At 57.4% G+C, this 19,938-nt stretch carries 18 protein-coding genes; 10 read left to right on the top strand and 8 right to left on the bottom strand.

The annotated features are described in order from the left end of the window. Window positions 1-9: 9 nt before the first annotated feature. Genes C440_RS06530 through C440_RS06520 form a run of 3 tightly spaced genes read left to right on the top strand, consistent with a single transcriptional unit; the run spans window position 10 to window position 2,218 of the window. Window positions 10-894 (top strand): ABC transporter permease subunit, encoded by an 885-nt coding sequence (locus C440_RS06530; protein ID WP_008319496.1) that lies wholly within the window; start codon window positions 10-12, stop codon window positions 892-894. Then, a complete protein-coding gene (locus C440_RS06525; RefSeq protein WP_008319494.1) occupies window positions 891-1,646 on the top strand; it encodes an ABC transporter ATP-binding protein in 756 nt (251 codons plus the stop codon). Before C440_RS06530 ends, C440_RS06525 begins: the two co-directional genes overlap by 4 nt. Continuing rightward, on the top strand, window positions 1,643-2,218 hold the full coding sequence (locus tag C440_RS06520; RefSeq protein WP_008319492.1) for a hypothetical protein: 576 nt from the start codon (window positions 1,643-1,645) through the stop codon (window positions 2,216-2,218). Before C440_RS06525 ends, C440_RS06520 begins: the two co-directional genes overlap by 4 nt. A 68-nt stretch (window positions 2,219-2,286) precedes the next feature. Here C440_RS06520 and C440_RS06515 read toward each other — a convergent pair whose 3' ends face one another. The 3 genes from C440_RS06515 to C440_RS06510 all read right to left on the bottom strand — a co-directional run bounded on the left by C440_RS06515 (window position 2,287) and on the right by C440_RS06510 (window position 5,277). Beyond that, window positions 2,287-3,861: a pyridoxal phosphate-dependent decarboxylase family protein gene (locus C440_RS06515; protein WP_008319490.1), complete on the bottom strand. Its 1,575-nt coding sequence runs from the start codon at window positions 3,859-3,861 to the stop codon at window positions 2,287-2,289. A gap of 235 nt (window positions 3,862-4,096) precedes the next feature. Continuing rightward, complete coding sequence (locus C440_RS17695; protein ID WP_008319487.1) at window positions 4,097-4,273, bottom strand: hypothetical protein; 177 nt, start codon at window positions 4,271-4,273, stop codon at window positions 4,097-4,099. 479 nt (window positions 4,274-4,752) lie between these two features. Continuing rightward, window positions 4,753-5,277, bottom strand: a complete 525-nt coding sequence (locus C440_RS06510; RefSeq protein WP_008319486.1) for a hypothetical protein — start codon at window positions 5,275-5,277, stop codon at window positions 4,753-4,755. A gap of 142 nt (window positions 5,278-5,419) precedes the next feature. Here C440_RS06510 and C440_RS06505 point away from each other — a divergent pair, with 142 nt between their 5' ends. From C440_RS06505 to C440_RS06490, 4 genes are all read left to right on the top strand, one after another. Continuing rightward, window positions 5,420-6,814 (top strand): ATP-binding protein, encoded by a 1,395-nt coding sequence (locus C440_RS06505; RefSeq protein ID WP_008319484.1) that lies wholly within the window; start codon window positions 5,420-5,422, stop codon window positions 6,812-6,814. Between the two features lie 69 nt (window positions 6,815-6,883). Next, entirely contained in the window at window positions 6,884-7,570 is a 687-nt protein-coding gene (locus C440_RS06500) for a helix-turn-helix domain-containing protein (protein WP_008319482.1), read from the top strand. An 86-nt stretch (window positions 7,571-7,656) separates the two neighbouring features. Then, window positions 7,657-8,454, top strand: coding sequence for an alpha/beta fold hydrolase (locus tag C440_RS06495; RefSeq protein ID WP_008319479.1), 798 nt, complete (start codon window positions 7,657-7,659; stop codon window positions 8,452-8,454). A 165-nt stretch (window positions 8,455-8,619) separates the two neighbouring features. Then, window positions 8,620-8,835, top strand: a complete 216-nt coding sequence (locus C440_RS06490; protein WP_008319477.1) for a hypothetical protein — start codon at window positions 8,620-8,622, stop codon at window positions 8,833-8,835. 509 nt (window positions 8,836-9,344) lie between these two features. Here the strand turns inward: C440_RS06490 and C440_RS06485 are convergent. The 4 genes from C440_RS06485 to C440_RS06470 form a co-directional block, all read right to left on the bottom strand. Beyond that, a complete protein-coding gene (locus C440_RS06485) occupies window positions 9,345-10,067 on the bottom strand; it encodes a hypothetical protein (RefSeq protein ID WP_049915449.1) in 723 nt (240 codons plus the stop codon). Window positions 10,068-10,069: 2 nt separating this feature from the next. Further along, window positions 10,070-12,010 carry a hypothetical protein gene (locus tag C440_RS18040; protein WP_008319474.1) on the bottom strand — a complete coding sequence of 647 codons (1,941 nt, stop codon included), beginning with the start codon at window positions 12,008-12,010 and terminating at the stop codon, window positions 10,070-10,072. A gap of 88 nt (window positions 12,011-12,098) precedes the next feature. After that, window positions 12,099-13,445 carry a hypothetical protein gene (locus C440_RS06475; RefSeq protein ID WP_008319471.1) on the bottom strand — a complete coding sequence of 449 codons (1,347 nt, stop codon included), beginning with the start codon at window positions 13,443-13,445 and terminating at the stop codon, window positions 12,099-12,101. Beyond that, window positions 13,442-14,419, bottom strand: a complete 978-nt coding sequence (locus C440_RS06470) for a hypothetical protein (RefSeq protein ID WP_008319470.1) — start codon at window positions 14,417-14,419, stop codon at window positions 13,442-13,444. The genes C440_RS06475 and C440_RS06470 overlap by 4 nt, the downstream gene beginning before the upstream one ends. A 67-nt stretch (window positions 14,420-14,486) precedes the next feature. On the opposite strand from C440_RS06470, the gene C440_RS06465 reads away from it, so the two are divergent. The 3 genes from C440_RS06465 to C440_RS06455 all read left to right on the top strand — a co-directional run bounded on the left by C440_RS06465 (window position 14,487) and on the right by C440_RS06455 (window position 17,503). Next, window positions 14,487-15,272, top strand: a complete 786-nt coding sequence (locus tag C440_RS06465) for an ATP-dependent protease La (protein WP_193788393.1) — start codon at window positions 14,487-14,489, stop codon at window positions 15,270-15,272. A gap of 56 nt (window positions 15,273-15,328) precedes the next feature. After that, window positions 15,329-15,691, top strand: a complete 363-nt coding sequence (locus C440_RS06460; RefSeq protein WP_206537075.1) for a hypothetical protein — start codon at window positions 15,329-15,331, stop codon at window positions 15,689-15,691. Window positions 15,692-15,754: 63 nt separating this feature from the next. Further along, the gene (locus tag C440_RS06455; RefSeq protein ID WP_008319463.1) at window positions 15,755-17,503 is read left to right on the top strand and encodes a hypothetical protein; all 1,749 of its coding nucleotides are present in this window, start codon (window positions 15,755-15,757) and stop codon (window positions 17,501-17,503) included. Between the two features lie 49 nt (window positions 17,504-17,552). Here the strand turns inward: C440_RS06455 and C440_RS06450 are convergent, their stop codons facing one another. Further along, complete coding sequence (locus C440_RS06450) at window positions 17,553-19,934, bottom strand: VirB4 family type IV secretion system protein (RefSeq protein ID WP_008319460.1); 2,382 nt, start codon at window positions 19,932-19,934, stop codon at window positions 17,553-17,555. Window positions 19,935-19,938: the final 4 nt, after the last annotated feature.

Genomic DNA, 19,938 nt, shown 5'->3' with positions numbered 1-19,938 from the left:
AATTTGGACATGCAGTGGTCCCCTCTCGCTCGCAGAGAGTGTCGAACGGTACTCACCTCGAAAGGCGCGTGGATACTCACCGCGCTCATCGTACTGTGGGGTTTTCGGCCCACGTACACGGGGTGGAACGCAATCGGACAGAATATCACCATCGGGTACATCCAACTGGGCGTTAATCTACTGCTCCCAATCGGTGCGCTCCTCCTCACCTACCAGTCGCTCATCGGTGAACGAACGACTGGGAGCATCAAATTCCTCATCGCCCTCCCGCTGAAGCGGACCCAAATCCTTCTCGGGAAGAGCGTCGGCCGGTTCGCCGGGATCGGCGCAATCGTGGGTGTCGCAGTGCTCCTCATCAGCATTATCGGTGTCGTCGAACACGGCACGTTCGCTGTACTCCCGTTCGTCGGCGTCGTGCTCGCAACGGCGTTGTTGCTCGCCGCGCTGGTCTCACTCGGCGTGTTGCTCTCGACGGCCGTCGATAGCACGGTGTCGGCCGCGGCGAGCGTGCTTGGATACATATTCGTGACGCTCTTTTGGAGCACCGTCGTCTCGAAAGTGTACACGGCGATTACCGGTGTGCCGGTCGATCCGTACGACGCGCCGGCGAGCGGGCCGCTTTTTTTCGCCCTCAGGCTCACGCCAGACGGCGCGTACAACGTCCTGACGAACTGGTTGCTCGGCGTCGGCAACTCGGCCGAGCAGTTCCACACCGTCTACACGAAACTCGCTCCCGGTCAGTTCATAAACGCCTTCGTCGTGGAGGCGGCGTTCGAAAGCGGCACCGCACCGTGGTACCTCCATCCCGCGCTGAGTATCGTTATCCTGCTCACTTGGATAGCTGTCCCGATGGCTCTGTCCCGTCGCGTCTTCAACAACGGTGATGTGCTATGAGCGAAGACGTACCTGTAATCGAAACGAAGAGGTTGACCAAGCAGTACGGCGACGTTCGCGCGGTCGATTCGCTCGATCTCGCTATCGAATCCGGCGACGTGTACGGGTTCCTCGGCCCAAACGGGGCCGGAAAGTCGACGACGATTGGTCTCCTCCTCGACTACCTGCGGCCGACAGGGGGAACGATACGCGTCTTCGGAAAAGACCCGCAACGAGCGCCGGTCGAGATTCACAACCGAACCGGTGTCTTGCCGGACCGATTCGGACTCTACGACGGTCGGTCCGCGCGACAGCACGTCTCGTTCGTCGCCGAGACCAAGCAGGTGGACGACGACCCCGAAGCGCTCCTCGAACGCGTCGGGTTAGCGAACGCAGTCGACGACAACGCCGGGGAGTTTTCGAAAGGCATGGAACAACGACTGGCACTCGCAATGGCGCTCGTCGGCGAACCGGACCTGCTCGTCCTCGACGAACCATTCAACGGTCTCGACCCACACGGCGTTCGTCGAGTTCGAGAAATCGTTCACGAGGAGAACAACAGGGGTGCGACGGTGTTCTTTTCGAGCCACGTGCTCGGCCAAGTCGAACTCGTCTGTGACCGTATCGGCGTCTTGCATCGCGGCCGATTGGTCGCAGAAGGGACCGTTGACGAACTCCGGGACGCGGCGGGTGCCGACGACGATGCGGTGATGGAAGACGTGTTTGTCGAACTGACCGACGCGCCCATCGAAGCGGGAGGTGAGTCCCGATGAATCGACGGACGTTTTTAGCCGCGAGCACGCTTTCGATAGCCGGACTCAGCGGTTGTATCGCAGACACGGAATATCGGATAACCGAGACGACTGCGAGCACGTCCATCGACTCGCTCGACTTCTCGGTCGTCACGGAAGAGTCTGACGTGACTATCGAACACCCCGCAGAGTTGGTCTTTACGCTCGAAAACACCGGTGACGACCCCATCAAAATCAAAAACTACGGCGTGTGGCCGTTCGGCGTGGTTGGTCTCGTCCAGACACCGGACTCGGACGAATACAGCGGTTCCACGAGGCTCTCCTCGCAGTCGTACGAGACGAGCGACCGCGTCGAAGTCAATCCGAGTGGGATGACGATCGATGGAGACCAAATAATGCAGACGCTCGAATCGGGAGAGCGCGTCCGCGAAACGTATCGGCTACACGGAGAAGAAATCTGGAGCGAAGGCACGTACTACGTTGACCCGAGCTTCCCCAATCGTCAACCGAGCTACGCGATAGACGACGATTGGAAGACGTTCGAATACCAAACCGAGGTCCGTATCGAAGCAAAAGAACGCCTCCCGTTCTAGCCGACGGCGAAACCGAGTCGGCATCGCAACCGAGAGGCGGGTGAGTCGCGGCGAGCGGCGCAACCGGCTCAGTCGGATGTCTCGAACCGGTCGGTGAGTTCGGCTGACGCCACATCGAGCGTATCCCGGCGGGCGCGGTCTTCTCGTTCACCGAGTTCGCGGAAGGTTTCGAACACATCGTCGATGTCGTCGCGGGTTGTACGGTGGCTACAGATAGAGAGTCGTAGAACAGTCCGGTCGTAAATTGCAGTCGTCATCACAAACGCGAGACCGCGCTCTCGAATCTCGTCGGCGATGCGCTGATTGAGCGTGTCGAGATAGTCGTCGATGGCATCCCGTTTTTCAGGGTCCGACCGAAGCGCCTGCTGGAGGTCGTTCGGTGCGTAGCGGAAGGAGTAGATGTACAGGTTCGGTTCGTGAAGCGCCTCGAAGTCGGCCGCCGACCTGACGAGAGCGTCGAGGTGTTCGGCGCACGCGACGTTTCGCCTGAGGAGCGCCCGATAGCCCGACACACCGTAGTGTTTGAGACTCATCCACACTTTTAGCGCGCGAAAGCCGCGAGACATCTGTGGCCCGAGTTCGTAGTAATCCAGGCCCTCGTATTTTGTCGGCAGTTTCCCTTCGAGATAGGCGGCGTCCATGGCAAACACGTGTGCCAATAACGACTGGTCACGGACGAGGAGACACCCACACTCGTAGGGGACGTAGAGCCACTTGTGCGGGTCGAGTGTAACCGAGTCCGCACGCTCGATGCCGCGGTACTGCGGGCGTTTCTCGGGGAGTACCGCGCCGACAGCACCACAAGCGCCGTCGGCGTGAAACCAGAGGTTCTGCTCCTCGCAGACGCGGGCGATATCTTCCAGCGGGTCGATTGCACCTACGTTTATCGACCCGACTTGTGCGACCACACAAAAGGGGATAGCACCGCTGTCTCGGTCCGCTTCGACGAGTCGTTCGAGGGCTTCGACATCCATAGTGAAATCGTCGTGACTCGGCACGAGGTGAACCGCGTCGCTCCCCAGTCCGAGAAGTTCCGCGACCCGATAAATCGAAGAATGGCCCTCGTGGTCGGCCACATAGAGCGTAAACCGGCCGGCCCGGTCGTCGGTCTGTATCCCTCGCGTCTTCGTATCGTACTCGGCCGTCTCCCGAAGGCCCGTGAGAATGCCAGTGACGTTTGCCATCGTGCCACCACTTGTGAATAACCCGCCGCAGTCTGGGTCGTAGCCAATCAGTTCGGCGAGCCATCGAATCGTTCGACGCTCGACTTCGGTTCCGGATGGAGCGGGTTTCCATCCACCGGTATTCATGTTGACTGACGCCGCGAGGGCGTCGGCAAGAACGCCCATCATCGTCCCCGACCCCATGACGAATCCGAAATATCGGGGTGACGTGTTGTGCGTTGCCGTCGGAAGCACCTTGTCGGACCACTCGTCCAAAATCGCGTCCGGAGCCTGCCCGGTCTCCGGGAGCGTCTCATCGAATAACTGTTCGACGTCGGTCGGCGACTGCCCGGGAAAGACGTCCAGTTCGTCGAGCGCTTCGAAGTACGCCGCAATGGTATCGACCGCACGATACCCGAGCATCCGAAATTCGTCCGGGTCCATGTCGACGTCGTCCGGGGCAGGTGTGTCGGAGTGCATATCAAGACCACTGCATGCTAGATAATAACTATCAGCAAATATCGGGAAGACGAAGCAAATGTAGTCTCGGTATACCAGCTGTATTCGACGAGTCAAGAGTAGCTACTTCGGAACTGAGACACCAAACAGCAGACTGGCGAAGTAACGACTAAGGCAATAGCTTACAGCATGACTTAGAAGCCGCCGTTCGAACCGAAAACGAAAGTCCAAAAAGAAAATCCGAGTCGAATCCGGGTTACTCGTGAGACTCCGCAAACGCACCCGCAAATTGGTCTCGCATCTCCCGGCGGAGGAGTTCGCTCATCGCTTCGTAAACGACTGGTTCGGGATAGTCGTCGAAGAGATCAACAATATCGTTGGCGCAGTCAGATTTGAGCGAAGCAAATTCGGCACTCCACGGCGGGTTGTTCATAGCCACCACTATTTCCCCACCTCGACTTATGCCTTTTCATTGAAATGATGGACGGTCAAATTCTCAGTTGTGGATAATAATTGCAGGCCGGCTTTCGAGTAGAGAACCACAACTAGTGACGACAAATTCGACAGAGAGACCGAAAGTGGCTGGAAACAGAGTTACGACGAATTCTCAACGGTTGCGTTACGAAGAGCCGTGAACCAGGAGTATAGAATTGTTCGTGCAAGATAGTACCATCTCGTGCTATTGTAATTTTTTCGATAACACAAGACTACCAGGACCAATATTCGCAGTACGGAAAGACGAAGCGAGACGAGCGAGGGGCGAAACGAGAAAAACGAGACGCGGTGAAACACGACAAAGCGAGAAGAGCAAAAGCCGGGAACGCGAGACAAAGCAAAACGAGGTAAGATGAGAGAAGTCGAGTCGGGTAGGGGAGCCGAGTCGGTCAAGTCGAGTCAGAGACTACAGACTGGTCACTCGGCTTCGGTGACAAACTCCTCAATCGATGGCTCTGCATCGCCGGACGGAGACGGTGAAATTTCTTCGAGACCACAGGACCGACAGTAACAATTCTGGTTCTCGGAGAGGGTCCAAATGGGAATCCCCGCAACGGCGTACTCCTCTCTGAACCGACGAAGCAAGCCTGTTGAGACGCGCGACTCGCACCGAACACACGTCTCCGTTCTCCGCTCTTCAGCACCGAAGACGCGGCTATCGACCGTTTGTGCCCGTCCGAACGTGGACACACTGTGGCGACGATTCAACCAGCGACGGAGTCGTGGATTCACGAAGACACCCGCAGAGAGACAGACGAACGTGAGAGCGAGCACGGTGAACGCCCCAACCAGGTCAGGGACCCCAGTGGCGTCAAAGAGCATCGTGAACGAGCGAAGGAGGCCGATCAAACCGATAAATAACAGAATCCACCCGACTATTTCGTACATCAACTCGGAGACGGTATCTGCCAACTCGACGATAGTGGAGGGCTGTTCTGACATCTCGTCCGTACTGATTCGACCGTCCCACAAAATGTTGTCTTTCTCACCATTCGAGTCGTGTTGTAGTCTTCTAAATCGTGGTTAGTAAAATCACGATTTAGCTATTCCGAAGGATTATCTTCCGTCCCCGCGAAGGCCAGCTATGAGCCATCCGCGTTTCGTCAACCGAAGCGACGAACTCGCGTTGTTGCGGTCGCGGTTCGACCGCGATACAGCGGAGTTCCTCGTCGTGTACGGGCGACGGCGACTCGGTAAGAGCGCGCTCGTCCGCGAAGCGATTCGAGAGCGCGACGATGCGGTCTACTGGCAGGCAACCGAGGAAACATCGGACGTGCAACTGTCGAGTTTCGTCGAAACGGCGCGCGAGACGTTTCCCGTCGTCGAAGATATCAAGCGGGACTGGGAGGCACTTTTGCGAGCACTCGGGCGGCAGGACGCAATCGTTGTACTCGACGAGTTTCCATACCTCATCGAATCGGACGACGCACTCCCTTCGAAACTCCAGCGCGTCTGGGACCTCCACCTCGAATCGACGGGAGTGACGTTGGTGCTCGTCGGGTCGTCGATCAGCGTCATGGAAGAGAAAGTGTTGAGCGGCGGAAGTCCGCTGTACGGACGACGAACCGGGACAATCGACCTGCCACCGCTACACCTCACCGACGCACAGGAGTTCTATCCCGATGCCGACCCGGAGACGATTGTCGAGACGTGGGGCGTCTTCGGCGGAACGCCGTACTACTTGCGCGCGCTCGACCCCGACGCGTCGTTGGCCGAAAACATCCAGTCGCAGATTCTGTCCGAACACGGCGTCCTCCACAACGAACCAGAGTTCCTGTTGCGCACGGAGTTCGGCATCCGAGAGCCACAGACGTACTACACGATTTTGCGGGCGATTGCCACCGGGAAACGCGAAACGGGCGAAATAGCGGATTTCGCCGGCGTCGGTTCGAACTCGCTCGGGACGTACCTCGCAAAGCTTCGGCGACTCCGCCTGATTACGCGAGACATCCCGATAACCGAAAATCCCAACGCGACGCGAAAGAGCCGGTATCGACTGAACGAGCCGCTCTTTCGGTTTTGGTTCCGCTACGTCTACGGTCAAGAGGGGCCGCTCACACAGCTCGGCGACGACGCCTACGACGAACTGGTCGCACCGTCCTTTTCGGAGTATATGGGTGCGATGTTCGAAATCGTCTGTCAGCGCGCGCTCCCGCGACTGGTTCCAAAGACGTACCGCGGCGTCGGCTACTGGTGGCACAAACAACACGAACTCGACGTCGTCGGGCTCGCAGGTGACGGAACGCTCGTCGCCGGAGAGTGTAAATACACGACCCGGCAGATGCACGAAGGAGACCTCGCCGACCTCGAACGAAGCGCGTCGCAGGTCGCGTGGACGCCTCCGGGCGGTGGTGACCCGTCGTACCATTACTGTTGTTTCTGCCGGTCCGGGTTCTCCGAGGGGTTGCAAGCGACCGCCGCAGAGCGCGACGACATCTCACTTTTCACACCGGCCGACATCGTGAAGTCACAGGGGTAAGTTGGAGCGGTGCGAACGGGACGCTCACGAATCACCACAGTCATCAATGCGGGAGGGCGACCGGAGTCTATGGGTTTCGTCGCCGAATACGAGATTACGTGCGAGTCGTTGCCGCTCGTCGCAGTCGCGGCGGCAGTGCCCGACGCGACGCTCGAAGTCAGGATGCAACCGAATCACGGCGGATACACGTTGTTCATCGTCCACGTGACCGGCGGCACAGTCGAATCGGTCGAGAACGCCTTCGAGTCGGCGCCGTTCGTCGGCGAGTACACACTCGTCGGGCGAACAAGAGAGACCCGACGCTACCAAATCGAACCGGCGGTCAGCATGGACGAACAACTCGGTGAGTGTATCGACGACCTCTCGAACTTGCGGGCGCTCGCCGCGACGGAGTCGCTCATCGACCGTATCTGCGTCACGCAAACCGGCTGGATTCAAAGCGGGTGGTTCGCCGACAGGGAAACCGTCGAGGAGTTTCGGGCGTTCTGGCACCGAAACGGCGCGTTCACACTCCGACGACTCACCCGAGACGACGAGGCCGAAACGCCAGGAGCGGGACTTACCGATTGCCAACACGAAGCGCTTCGAACCGCCTACGAGATGGGTTACTTCGAGATTCCGCGACAGACATCGCTCGACGAGGTTGCAAACGAACTCGGGATTACCGCCTCTTCGCTCTCCGAGCGCATTCGCCGCGCACAGACGCATCTTATCGAGACGAATGTCGGCTTGACGTGGCCACCGTTGCCCGAATGAGCCGCGAGCGGAGACCCCGTATATAAACGGCCGAACAGCTGAGAGACAGGGTTAGCCGAGACGAACTCGAACTTGTAGGTCCAACGATGGACCCGAAAACAGTCACATCGGCTGATGGAACCGAGATTGCGTACGAACGAACTGGAGACGGACCACCGATGCTACTCCTTCACGGAGCGTCCGCGACGCGGCGAAGTTGGGACACAATCCGACCCCATCTTGCCGAGGAGTTCAGTCTGTACATCCCGGACCGACGGGGACGCGGAGACAGCGGCGATAACGGCGGCGACGGCTACAGTCTCGACCGGGAAGTCGCAGACGTGCGCGCTCTCGTCGAAGCCGTCGATGGGACGCCGACGATATTCGGTCACTCCTTCGGCGGACTCGTCGCGCTCGCGGCGGCACCGACGCTCTCGCTCGACCGACTCGTGTTGTACGAGCCCGCGCTATTGGTCGGTGAGCACAGAGGCGACGACTTAGCCGACCGAATGCAAGCCCGGCTGGACGCTGGAGAGCGACAAGACGCACTGCGGCTGTTTATCGAAGATGCAGGAGGAGTTCCGACCGTCGAAACGTTGCCTTGGTGGCCCGAAGAGGCGAACACGCACCTCACAGAGACCGTCATCCGGGAAAACTACCAAGTCGAAGCGTACGAACTCGACAGCGAGCCTAACGTAGACGTGCCGACGCTCGTGGTCTCCGGGGAACGAAGTTCGAACCGACTCCGAGACGCGGCGAGCGAGGTACACGAACGCCTACCCGAGAGTCGCTTCGTCGAACTCGATGGAGTAGGACACATCGCAACCGAATCGGCCCCGGAGCGCCTAGCGACGGCGGTGAAGTCGTTCGTACGAGAGACCAAACCGGACGTGAAGGATACGTAGAGAACGAAGGATAGGAACGCTACCGACAGGAACAGCGGCACGCGTATCGACAGGGGATAAATAGAGCTAAAAAACAGGATGGTTCGGCGGTGGCACGGCGCGTACGAGTTGTTTCGACACCCACATTCTTTACCCGGGGTGCCGTGCGGGACGGTAGAAGATTCGATGACTCCGGAACAGGGTGGACACACGCCACTATCTCCGCAAGCAAAACGAGCCTTCGAGCATCTACAGCCGCTCATCCGCGAACACGACTCGGGAATGCCCGTGGCAGACGCACGTCAGCAGTTACAAGCCGCCGAGCAAGACGCCGACGCTATCGACGAACTCCTCAACAAAGGCTATCTGTACGAAGTCGAAGGGCGCGTTTACGTGACGTGATTCGACGGCTATCTCTCGGTGTGTGTCGTTTACAGAGTATCCGCCAAGTTTGACCTTTTGAACGATAGTAATGTCCATTTATTGCAAAGCAGTTCGGGCTGGAGAGCCGTTTTTTCGCTGAGATAGAAACCAATAATTCGAAAATTATTGTGGATAATCCAGTGTGTTAGAACCGACAATAGCTCTGCTCGTATCTCCGTTTAATCGGACTAGAACACATATTTCAACACAACTTCATGGAGACGCACCAATAAAATTCACAAATTAGGGTATAAATTACTATCTCAGACAACATAGGAACAACAATCAACTACCAGACACTATTATGACACACAGTATTGAAATTTTTCCAACATACTATCTCAGGAATCGTCTATCTTGACTGCTGGATGGTCGGGCTGTTGGCTCTGGCTCTCCCGGAATTCGAGCCGCTTCTGCTGGTCATCCGTGAGGTTCATGAACTCCTCTTCCGTGAAGTCCTCACTCGTTTCGATGTAGTATTGACCGAATTAGTTATCGCCAATCCCGTCGCCGTTGATGTCGAGCTTCCCAATCCCCTCAACTTGGTACTCTTCCGGTGGCATCTCACCCATATGAAGATATAAATCCCGAATCTGGGCGACAACGTGACCCACAACCAAGTCTTGCATCTGTGTTTCGTAGTCGAAGTAGTCTACGAACTCCATATTCGGAAGACAGCAACTGATGAGTTCGTCTTCCGGGTAGTCTGGTTTCGGGCCGTAATCGTCCGCCGTGTTCCCTCCCGTAAGATGACGAACGAGAACGGGCGAGATATCCAGAATTTCGCCATCCCGGAAGCGATATATCTTAAACGCTTTGACCATCTCCGGGTCGAAGTCCGAGTCAGTGATGAACTGACCGGGGTCTCGAAGTGCCTCGTAGAAATCCCGGAATTCCCGATGAAACTCATCCAGTGGGTAGTTCACGAGCGCTTCAAGCCCAGCCTCCAAATGTTCTATATCCCACATCGGAAGTAGAATATCCGCATCTGGAAACTCTTGTTGGGCCGCATACCTCGCCCGGACCTCCACTTGGCTCATGATACGTTGTTCTTCCTGCGTCCGGTCCTCGCGTTTCAGAGGGTAATCCTTAGTCGCGTGTTGTCCAATTGAACCATCCCATTCGACAGAGATAACATGTCGATTATTATTCTCATCGAAGACTTCGAATCCACAGTCTTCGTCGTCGTAGCCGAGGAGGTTAGCTTCCATGTTCATTCGTATTTCTCGTGGTCTTTTGATGCATTACTCGAGCTATCGGTACTGTCGCTACTACTGTTTCTAATGCCAAGGCGGTCTGTTACTCCTTCACCAACTGATTTAAGCCCATCTCCAAAGACGGCCCCGACGTGATTGAGTCCACTACGAGCACCATTGTTGAGCGTCTCTTTCGCGGTACTCGCAACGACACCTTTCCCAGCAATTGTCACCGCACCAGCCAGAGCTGAACCACCGATGCTGGCTGTGGCAAGGCCTGAAGCCCCGAGAACAGCACCAACTGCCATCCCCGCCGCCGGACTAACCATCTCTTTGAGCATCTTGCTTGCCGGACTATCGGGCTGATGGTCACGGAATTCGAGCCGCTTCTGCTGGTCATCCGTGAGGTTCATGAACTCCTCTTCCGTGAAGTCCGTGATGCTGAGTTCGCTGAAGTCCTCACTCTTCTCCATGTAGTGCTGCCGAGCACGCTTGTCTCGCAAGTCACGCTGTGCATCGGTCGGGTCGTCAGCATAGAAACGGAACCCATCAGATGTGAAGCCATCGGTTTCGGCAGCGGCATCGCGCCGAGCGTCCACCATAGTGTACTCGTCGGTGGTGCTGGTCTCGCCCGTCTCCATGTCGTGAGCGGAGTACCCCGGTTTGTCCGGATCGGTCTCTATGTCGTCGAAGCCAGGGTGGTCGAAGCCCCCGAAGTCATCGAAGTCCACGTCGTCGGAACCGTCGGCCACGCTCACGTTATCGAGGTCGTTCCCGCCGCCAGCGGCAGCAGTCATCATCGGACCCGAAGGGTCGGACGGTATGCGCTGGGCCGCTTGCTGTCCAGTCTCCCTGGCCTGGGCGACGACGCCGCCAGGATTGGTGCCACCACTGCCCATCCCACCCGAAATCGAACCGCTCCGCAAGTTCGAAACCGCATTCTTCGAACCGCTCAGTGCCTGCCCCGGACTGGGAGTCGGGAGATTCCCGAGTCCAGCCCCGGACAACCACTGCAACAGTTGCATATTCGTCAACAACGCCACCGAGGCAACCGTAAGAAGCGGCATCAAAAGCGAGATAACCTCGTGGACCGGACTGGATGCGAACGACGCATCGACGCCCGCCGCGGTTACCGCTCCGCTGAACGTGCTGAGCGTCCCCGACGTGAACTTCATGCCGACCGCGAAGATACCGGCGATGAGGACGCCACCCGGGATGAGCATCCCCGTCGCCTTGAACAACTTCTCCGAGAGATTCTTCGCGTGCTTGAGTGGACCAGCGTCGGCAACCCAGAACACGATGAGAAGTGGGAACAACGCGTAGGTGAAGTAGACGAGAATCTGCCGGGCGACGAGCATCACGAGCAGAAGTATCTGCGAGACGACGACGACCAACAGGATGACGATGCCGAGAACGAGCATGACAGACGGTGGAACCGTCCCTTCGAGTCCCCCGGCGGGGTTGTCCGAAAGGGAGACAGTGAGGTCAACCCCTTTCAAGAACAGGTCGATGCTCTCGTTCGATATCGTGAACGCCCACGCGAATACCCCCTTCGAGAACAACGACGACTCTCCCGGCGGGTTCACGACCAACAGAGCCATGAGCGCCGCGAAGGCCCGAGATATGAACCGGTACGGGTCAGTCTGTTGGTTTTGTGGGAACAGTTGGAAGACACCGAGGTACGAAAGCCCATAGAGGGTGAGAAGCGTGAAAAAAAGCACCGTCGAGAGGTCGTATATCTCGGAGAGTTTGGTCAACTCGTTCGGATGCAGTTTGAGCATTTCGGAGACGACGCTCGAAAAGAGGAGTTCGACCAGTGTGAAGACCGCATTCAGTATCCGTCTGTTGAACCACTTGAGGACATCTTTGATACCGAAGTCGATGACCAGTGGGAAGGCGGCGGCCGCAACGCTATCGGTAAGCCGTCTACCGAGCGCAACTGCGGCCCCAGCGAGCATCTATCAGCCGTTTTTTCTCACCCTATTTAATCTTTTATTGACAGTTGGATGCGGAGGGGTGCTGTCATGTTACATTGACTCAAACGGTTCAGCGTCGCCGCTCTTCTTCATCTTCGTCTTCCGCCGCGGGTGCGTGTCGGTTGGTGTTCGCGGCGACCGGAGCGGGTTCGAGGTCAGTTGCAGTGTTCTTTAGTCGAGAGGTCGTCTGTTTGACTTTCTTTTTCGCGCCCGCTTTCGCCTTCGACGCACCCATCTGCGCCGTCGATTGTAATCCCTTCCGTAAGCCCTGTTTACCGACCTGTTTGGCGGCAGTTTTGGCTCCCTGACTGGCGACGGACGCCGACAGACTCGCCCCGCTCGTTGCCACCGCCGCACCCGCTTGTGCAACACTCGAAAGTGCACTTCCCACGGAGCCAAGCATCTGCACGAGCATCAACGACGGTAAGCCAAGGACGACGATGACGATGAGCGCTTTCAGGAGGAAGTTCATCACGACGTCTCCCGGGTTCGGAGTGGCGAAAACACCGTTGGCAACGGGAGCACCGTCAGTGGTGGTACTCGACGGAACCCCACCAGCGAAAAACGGACTGGTCTCCGTGAGCAGTCCCATCCCCACAGCAAACACTGCGGAGATAATGACACCGCCCGCGATGAGCGTGATACACGTCTGGAACATCTTCGACGAGAGTTTCTGTCCGTACTTCATCGGGCCGCTGTCGGCTATCCAGAGCGCGATGAGCGCTGGGTAAAGAGCGTAGGTCGCAATGACGATGACCTGCCGCATCAACAGAAGGATGAGGAGAACGAGTTCGGCAGTGAGTATCGTCCCACCGATGAGATAGCCGGCTCCCAAGATGACGAACGGCGCACCAAGCGCGTTCGCAATCTGGTCACTCTGAAACGAGATTCCCGTGCCGAGTTCGTCGAGATAGAGGTCGGACAACTCGTTGGCGACGACGAAGGCGGCCGCGAACGCACCTCTATCGAGGAGGTTCGGACCCCACCCGGGCGGGTTCACAATCCAGATCGACGTCGTGGCCGCGAGCGCGCGGGCGGCAAAGCGAATCGGGTCCGTTCGCTCGGTGCTGGGGAACAGTTCGAACAGACCGAGCATCGCGGTGCCATAGAGGGCGACGATAACGAAGAAAAAGAAGATTCCAAGCTCGTACACGCCCTCGACGGCGCGAAGGTGCTGTGGGTTGAGATAAATGAATTCTCTCAGAATGTCGGAGAGGAGACCGACGATGAGATCGAACAGGCCGAAAAAGAGTTGGTTGATGACGTCTTTGATGGGACCTTTGATGCCGACGAGGAGGAAGAACGCGGCGTGGTTCCGTGTGTGTCCTCCGGACGCGGCACTGTCGGCTGTCTCTGAACGGGAGGGTTCACTGAGAGGCGACCGGATACGGTTGGTGGTGTCGGTTGTTCGGGTCATATGAGTTCTATCACGAGTTGGAAGCCGACGAAGTCGATGATGAGAAGCGGCGTGACGAGGAAGAAGAAATCTTTGAGCACGGTGGGGAGCGGGTTGGAGGCGGCAAAGGCGGCGTCTGGAGCGGTGGCATCGAGTGATTCACCACCGGCGAACGAACCATCGGACGGCGGGTCGTATGTACCCAGTCCGGTCAGGAGCGTGCTCGTCCAGATGAGCGCGGTGACGAAAAGACCGTACAGCATGAGTTTCGCACTGGTGGTGATGAATTTCTCACCGAGGTCGTTAAGACGACTCCACGGCCCGACTTCGACGAGCTTGAGGCCGAGGAGGAGCGGCAGGAGCGCGTACGTAGTGAAGATAATGAGCATACGAGCGACGAGCAGTAAGATGAGACCGACGCCGGCGATGAAAAGCAGAATCGAAGCGAGGAGTCCCCACTGAAACCCGACGAAAATCGTCATGGAGTCCATGCTCTGTCGAATCATCGAAACGCCGAGGCTTGGGTCGTAGGAAGATCGATAGTAGACTCCAGCGAGCGTATTTGTGAACGCGGCGAAGAACGCGATGAGTTCTCTGGAGACGAAGACGACGACGAAGTACTTCGTCGTCTGCTCTAAGTGGTACTGCAGGTCGGCGGCGTCGGTCCCCGGAAAGTACTGTGATATGAGGAGTATGTAGAGAAACGAGAGACCCGCGAGGACCGCGTACGCGCCGAGCGATAGCTTCCAGATGGTGTCGAGGATGGGGACTGTGGCGGGGTTCGGATAGAAGAGGAACGTTTCGAACCCGAACGAGAAGATAATCGTGAGCGCATCGAGAATCCCTTCGACGGTGTTGACGAGGAGCCACTTGATTGCACCGCGGATGACTTCGGAAACGTCGGGAATGCTGATCTGGACGAGAGCCATGCAACTGGCGGCGACGCTCCACAGGCCGTGTGCCTCGTCGATGAAGCGGGGAGAGCGGCTACTCATCTGAATGAAAGCTTCTACAGCGTACTGGAAAATGGAAATATAAAACATATTCTATCCCAGGGACAACGTGGGTATCTACCGAGAGATGGAAGCGAGAACTCGCGCACTTATCGTCTTACTCGTCGCACTCGTGCTTATCGACCTCAGTTGGACGGCCGCCGTCGATCACAGGAGCGCGTCGATCGAACGTCGCATCGAAGGTGTCGAACAAGACCAACAGGAGATCGCCGTGTTCGCGGGTGCGAGCGGAACGACAGCGAGCGGAACGCAGGAACACGTATCGCTGTACGCATACGACAAGGGTCGAGGAGAAGCGATAGCCGTTCCGGCACGAGTCGCATCGGTGCCGACAGACGGACTGTACCTCAATGTCGATGGTGTCTCGCACACGGCGGCAGTTCAGCAGTCGATGCGAACCGCGTGGGAGACCGCCGAAGCGAGCAAGCATCCGCCACGGTATCGAGGGGCGGTCGTTGACGTGTCGCCGCCGAAATCGTGGGAGATAGTCGGTGGGGGAAGTGCGGCACTGTCGTTAGCACTCGGGTTTGCGGCCACAAACGAGTGTGTCGAGTTAAACGAGAGCGTCGCGGTCACCGGCGGGTTATCGAGCGACGGAACCGTCGTACAGGTAGACCGAGTACTGGAGAAAGCGAAAAATGCGCGACAGCGGAATGTGACGACGTTCCTCGTTCCGGCCGGACAGGGGGTCGCAGTCGATGGTATCGAGATAGTTGGAGTGTCAACGTTTCGTGAAGCCGCAACGTACGGCTTGAACCAGCACCCATCCTGTATCGGGAACACGACGGAGCAAAGTACAATCGAAGCACCCATCGAACGTCGTGTGCCAACATAATACACTGATTTTGACATTTCGCAACATATTAGTGTGATTGAAAATATCGGTTGCATATGACAGATTTGCAGAGACAGCACGGCGTAGCGCGAGTGCTCAAAATAGCGATGGTCTTCATGTCGGTGCTCCTCGTCTGTACGGCACCGGTCGCCGCCGACGACGACGGCGATAAGGCCAAGGGTGAACTCAAAAAACAGATGAAGGATGTCGGTAACTTCCTCGCGGCAGTCATCGCGTTCGTTGCGGTGCCGAACGGCGCATTCGGCGTCTTCCAGTACATGACCGCCGGAACCGACACCGAACAAAGTGACAAAGGAAGAACACGGATTCGAAACTCGTTCATCGGCGTCGCCGGTGCGGCCGCCGTCGTTACCGCCGTCCGATTCCTTACTGGACTGCTCGGCGTCGGCCTCAGCTAAGTCACGAGTCACACCGTGACCCGCCCAAGAACGACTCGAACAATACGCGTACTTTTTGTTGCGTTGCTCCTGTGTACGCCAGCGATAGTCTCGGCGAGCGGTGTCCTCAGCGACGAACAAGCCCGCATCTTCCACTCCGACGACCAAGAACAAAACCCGGCGAGTATCTCGGGAGACGTCGAGTCGGGGACAGCCTACGCGAAAGTGTCTGACATCACGTACCGAACGACGAAACCGCAATACAAAATCGACGGGACGTCGCTCTACGAGTATCAACGTGATAGCCTCGATAGACTCAGCACGGACGAGCGGTCGTCACGGACGCTCCCGTCGTCCGAGACGAAAGACAGCGGGGTAATCAGAGACGCCCACGTCACACTGCTGGGGGTCCACGGCGGTGCGCAACCTCGATTGGGAACGAATGGGCACAGCCAACAGAGCGACTATCCGCTTCTCATCGGTTCTCGGGGCAAGGTCCTCAACTACGCCGACTACCGAATCAGTCCGAGCATGCCACCTGAAAACCACTGTACGGACCCGGACTGGGAATACTCCCACAGAGACATCGACGGTGACAACGAAACAGAACGCGTACGCCGAGACGGCTTCAAGACCTGTTACCGGTACGAATTACACCACAAAGTCGATCGGTGGGTGACAATCGAAGGAGAGCGATTCGACGAGGGAGGCGACACGATCTCGTACAGAGGTCTCTCTTCGAACGACAAGCAGACGTTGACAGTCCACGCTGAAATCACGGTCCGAATCGCACGGACTGCAATCGAGAAAGACTGGGACGACATCGGTGGTTGGGACGTGTTCGACGTGGACAGAGACAGAAATCACCGATTCGAACAAACCGAGGTCACCGACTCGACGGAGGTCCTCGTCACCGATGCCGGTTCGCTTGACGTTCAACAGACGGTCATCGAAGTGGACAACGAGACGAAACATCTCGTCCTCACACTCGACGGTCCACACGGGCCCGACGGAGTCAATCGTAACCAGCTATTGAATCGTCGGCTGTGGAGCTACCTTGCGCTTGGCGACGACCAATACGTCACAGGAACGTGGGGGACCTACTCGGTACGGCAGTATCACCGAACGACGAAACACACGAACGACGACCGAGACGTTGACCACGACCCCCCGCACGTCCCACGCACGTACCTCGTCGGCGTGGACCGGAACCCGACGGTGACGTCCACGGAATATTCGACGACCGAAGCCTCCGTTATCGGCTTCGAGGGCTACAACGTCAAGACGTCCCAAATACCGCAGAAACACGTTTCAATCGAACCCAAACAGCCGGTCGCATACCGACGAATCGTCATCTCCAACGCGCCGAAAACGGTCACGTCGATGGTCACGATTCACGGCCAAGAAATCGATGTTGACGTCACGAACAGGATTCAGTACAGACAACCGGAGATAGCCATCGAACACGTGCACGGAAAGCGTGTCCGAATCCACGTTGAAGACCCGAAAACGGGAGAGCCATTGACCGGAAGACGCGTCTATCTCTACGGCGGCACACCAGAATCGACGAGCGCTGATGGCTACGCCGTGACGAACGAAAACGGCGACCTCTACGCGTCTCGGACGGGCCCGTTTATTCGCGCACGAACGGAACGCGACGACTGGCGAACCACCGCTGGCGACGTCTTTTACGACAAACACACCGCCAGCAAAACCTACCTCCCGGAGGTCATCTTACTCGAACGCACGTACGACCTCGTTTCGACCGTCGCACTCGTCTCTCCCCTCATCTTCCTGTACTTCTACATCCGTCACTTCGGGTTCTTCGAGTAGAACCCTACAACTGTTTTTGTCAAATAGAAGAAGTAGTCGGAACAGCGAATCAGGACAGCGAGCTAGACGGGGTGACGTCGAGAATCCGCTTTACCGCCCGGCGCTCGTCCTCGGGGATTGCGTCCCAACCCACCATGTCGTTGTCGTAGAGGAACGCCCACACGTTCATGTCGCCGTCGATAACGTGGTGCTCGAAGTCGTTCGACAGAACTCGCATGCGCATCTTCCCCTTACCGGTGACGTACAGGAGTGACTCGGAGTAGTTCGCCGAGTTTCCGGCCTGCGCCTGCAGGACGAAGTCCCGCTCTCGCGGCGTCAGGTTCAGCGCCTCAATGGCATCGTCTCCGATGTCTTGGTGTCGCATCAACGCCCGGGTGTCACACTGGTCGTAGATCTCCTTGGCTTTCTGGTTCGCCATGAACTCGTCTACTGTCTGGCTGATGAGCGTCAGTCCACTTCCGTAGTGACGACTGTGGCGAGCAAACAGGTTCAGCATGTCTAAGGCCTGCTCGTGGCCGAGCATGTAGTGAGCTTCGTCGATCATGACGACCATCTTGCCGGTGTTCGCCTTCGCGCGCTGGAAGAGCCAGTCCAAGACGATGTGCATAATGAGTCCCTCGTTCGAGCCGTCGGCGACGCTCGACAGGTCGAACTGGACGACACGGTCTTGGAGCCTCACGTTCGTTTTTCCGTTGAGGTTACTGCGCTGGCCGCCTCGGTTGAACTCTTCGAGACCGAGAAGGACACTGTGTGCGTAGTCCGCGAGTCGGTCAGCCTGCTCTTTGCCTTCGATCGTCGTCTCGGTATGAATCGTCGTGATTTCGGGCCGTACGTGTTCGGGAACTTCGAGGAAATCACTCGGCGGCGTCCCGTTTGCCATCTGTTCGAGTAGGTCGAGAACGTCCTGAATGACCGGGCTTTCGTGGTGGTGCGTACTGATGTCTTTCGTAATCCCGCGTTCGAGGTAGGCGTATCGTATCGCGCGGCGCAAGACACCCTCTTCTTCCTTACTGAGTTCGCGTTTGCCTTGGAAGTGTGACTCGAATAGGCCCATTACACTTCGTATCTTGTCGTCGTATGGGTCTCCTTCGACGGCGCTGGTGTCGTCAACCTGTTTGATTTCGAGCGGGTTGATTCGAGAACGACTGTCGATAGTGACGCGTTGGCCGTCAACGGCATCGACGACGTCGCTAAAGCCGCCAACTGGGTCGATAATCAGCACCTCGGTTTCGGGGTCCATCATCAGCCGCCGCCACATAGAGAGTTTTGCGAGGTACGACTTTCCGGACCCAATCTTCCCCGAGATGAGCATGTTGTGGCCGGACTGTTCGAAACGATCGACGACGATAGGCGCATTAGTCGATAGCTGGAAGCCCATCAAGACACCGCTGGCTTGAACGATAGAGCGGTCGGTGAACGGGAAGGTCGTTCCGAGCGCATCTAAATCCATGATTTGCGTACTCCGGATGGTGTCTGTTGCGAGCGGTGCCATCGTCTGTTGGGACTGGAGTTGGCGGTCGTAAAGCGTCGTGACTTTTGTGTTGACCTGAGAGAGTAGCTGTTTGAGTTCCTGTGTTCCCTCGTTTAGCGTCTCTTCGTCTTCAGCGAGAACCTCGAAGTACACCCCGAAATCGAACAGTTTCGTCGAACCTTCGGTCAAGCCGCTACGCAGGCGCTCGACGTGCTGGAGTTGCTGTTCTTCTTCGATAGTGTTGAGCTTTCCATCGTTCTTCTTCCGTCGAATCTGAGAGGTGAGTCGCGTCGCACGGACGTTCAACTTCCGTTTCATCTCTTCGGCGTCCCGCGGGAAGATGTGGTAAGAGACCCGGATTTCGGCACCGTTCGTCGAAAGCCCGCTCGTAAACAGTGCATCGAGCCAGCCCGGAGAGACGCGACTCGGATAGCTCGAAATGATAAGTGAGCGAGCGTACTTCTCCGTTCCTTGTCCACCTATCCGTTTAAGATAGCTCTCCGACTCGATGATACGCTCGGGGGAAATCGAAAGGTTCGCCGTCCGAGACCGCTCGGTTCGGTCGGGGATAACGCCCGTTTTTCCGCTCTGTTCGCGCTGTGTGTCTTCCTTTACCGACTTGATTTCGTCCGCGAGTCGCTCTTCGGTTATCTCTTCGCCAGCCTGCTGGATGCGTTTTGCCGCCTCCGCGACGACTTCGTCGTTGACGCCCGTCGCGTCGGCGCCGCTAGACACGCCGCCACTGAACGGTAATACGCCACCGATGCTGAAGCTCGATGACGAGCGGGACGAAACTGCAATCCAGATCGTACTGAGAAGCATGGCACACCCGGCAAAGAGACCGAACGCAGGCCAAATTCCATACGTTTCGATTACCCAACTCAATCCGAAGAGGTCGTAGATCGTCCGAGTCATCGAGGCGATACTGTCAGCCTGGAGCGTCGTGATTGTGAAAGCCATTCGA

It is taken from the genome of Haloferax mucosum ATCC BAA-1512 (assembly GCF_000337815.1).
GTDB lineage: Archaea > Halobacteriota > Halobacteria > Halobacteriales > Haloferacaceae > Haloferax > Haloferax mucosum.
This window is presented reverse-complemented; position numbering and strand designations above follow the sequence as displayed.

Bases quoted from the DNA above. Each gene is read 5' to 3' on its own strand.
- C440_RS06530 (WP_008319496.1), top strand. From the start codon at position 10: ATGCAGTGGTCCCCTCTCGCTCGCAGAGAGTGTCGAACGGTACTCACC.
- C440_RS06525 (WP_008319494.1), top strand. From the start codon at position 891: ATGAGCGAAGACGTACCTGTAATCGAAACGAAGAGGTTGACCAAGCAG.
- C440_RS06520 (WP_008319492.1), top strand. From the start codon at position 1,643: ATGAATCGACGGACGTTTTTAGCCGCGAGCACGCTTTCGATAGCCGGA.
- C440_RS06515 (WP_008319490.1), bottom strand. From the start codon at position 3,861: ATGCACTCCGACACACCTGCCCCGGACGACGTCGACATGGACCCGGAC.
- C440_RS17695 (WP_008319487.1), bottom strand. From the start codon at position 4,273: ATGAACAACCCGCCGTGGAGTGCCGAATTTGCTTCGCTCAAATCTGAC.
- C440_RS06510 (WP_008319486.1), bottom strand. From the start codon at position 5,277: ATGTCAGAACAGCCCTCCACTATCGTCGAGTTGGCAGATACCGTCTCC.
- C440_RS06505 (WP_008319484.1), top strand. From the start codon at position 5,420: ATGAGCCATCCGCGTTTCGTCAACCGAAGCGACGAACTCGCGTTGTTG.
- C440_RS06500 (WP_008319482.1), top strand. From the start codon at position 6,884: ATGGGTTTCGTCGCCGAATACGAGATTACGTGCGAGTCGTTGCCGCTC.
- C440_RS06495 (WP_008319479.1), top strand. From the start codon at position 7,657: ATGGACCCGAAAACAGTCACATCGGCTGATGGAACCGAGATTGCGTAC.
- C440_RS06490 (WP_008319477.1), top strand. From the start codon at position 8,620: ATGACTCCGGAACAGGGTGGACACACGCCACTATCTCCGCAAGCAAAA.
- C440_RS06485 (WP_049915449.1), bottom strand. From the start codon at position 10,067: ATGGAAGCTAACCTCCTCGGCTACGACGACGAAGACTGTGGATTCGAA.
- C440_RS18040 (WP_008319474.1), bottom strand. From the start codon at position 12,010: ATGCTCGCTGGGGCCGCAGTTGCGCTCGGTAGACGGCTTACCGATAGC.
- C440_RS06475 (WP_008319471.1), bottom strand. From the start codon at position 13,445: ATGACCCGAACAACCGACACCACCAACCGTATCCGGTCGCCTCTCAGT.
- C440_RS06470 (WP_008319470.1), bottom strand. From the start codon at position 14,419: ATGAGTAGCCGCTCTCCCCGCTTCATCGACGAGGCACACGGCCTGTGG.
- C440_RS06460 (WP_206537075.1), top strand. From the start codon at position 15,329: ATGACAGATTTGCAGAGACAGCACGGCGTAGCGCGAGTGCTCAAAATA.
- C440_RS06450 (WP_008319460.1), bottom strand. From the start codon at position 19,934: ATGGCTTTCACAATCACGACGCTCCAGGCTGACAGTATCGCCTCGATG.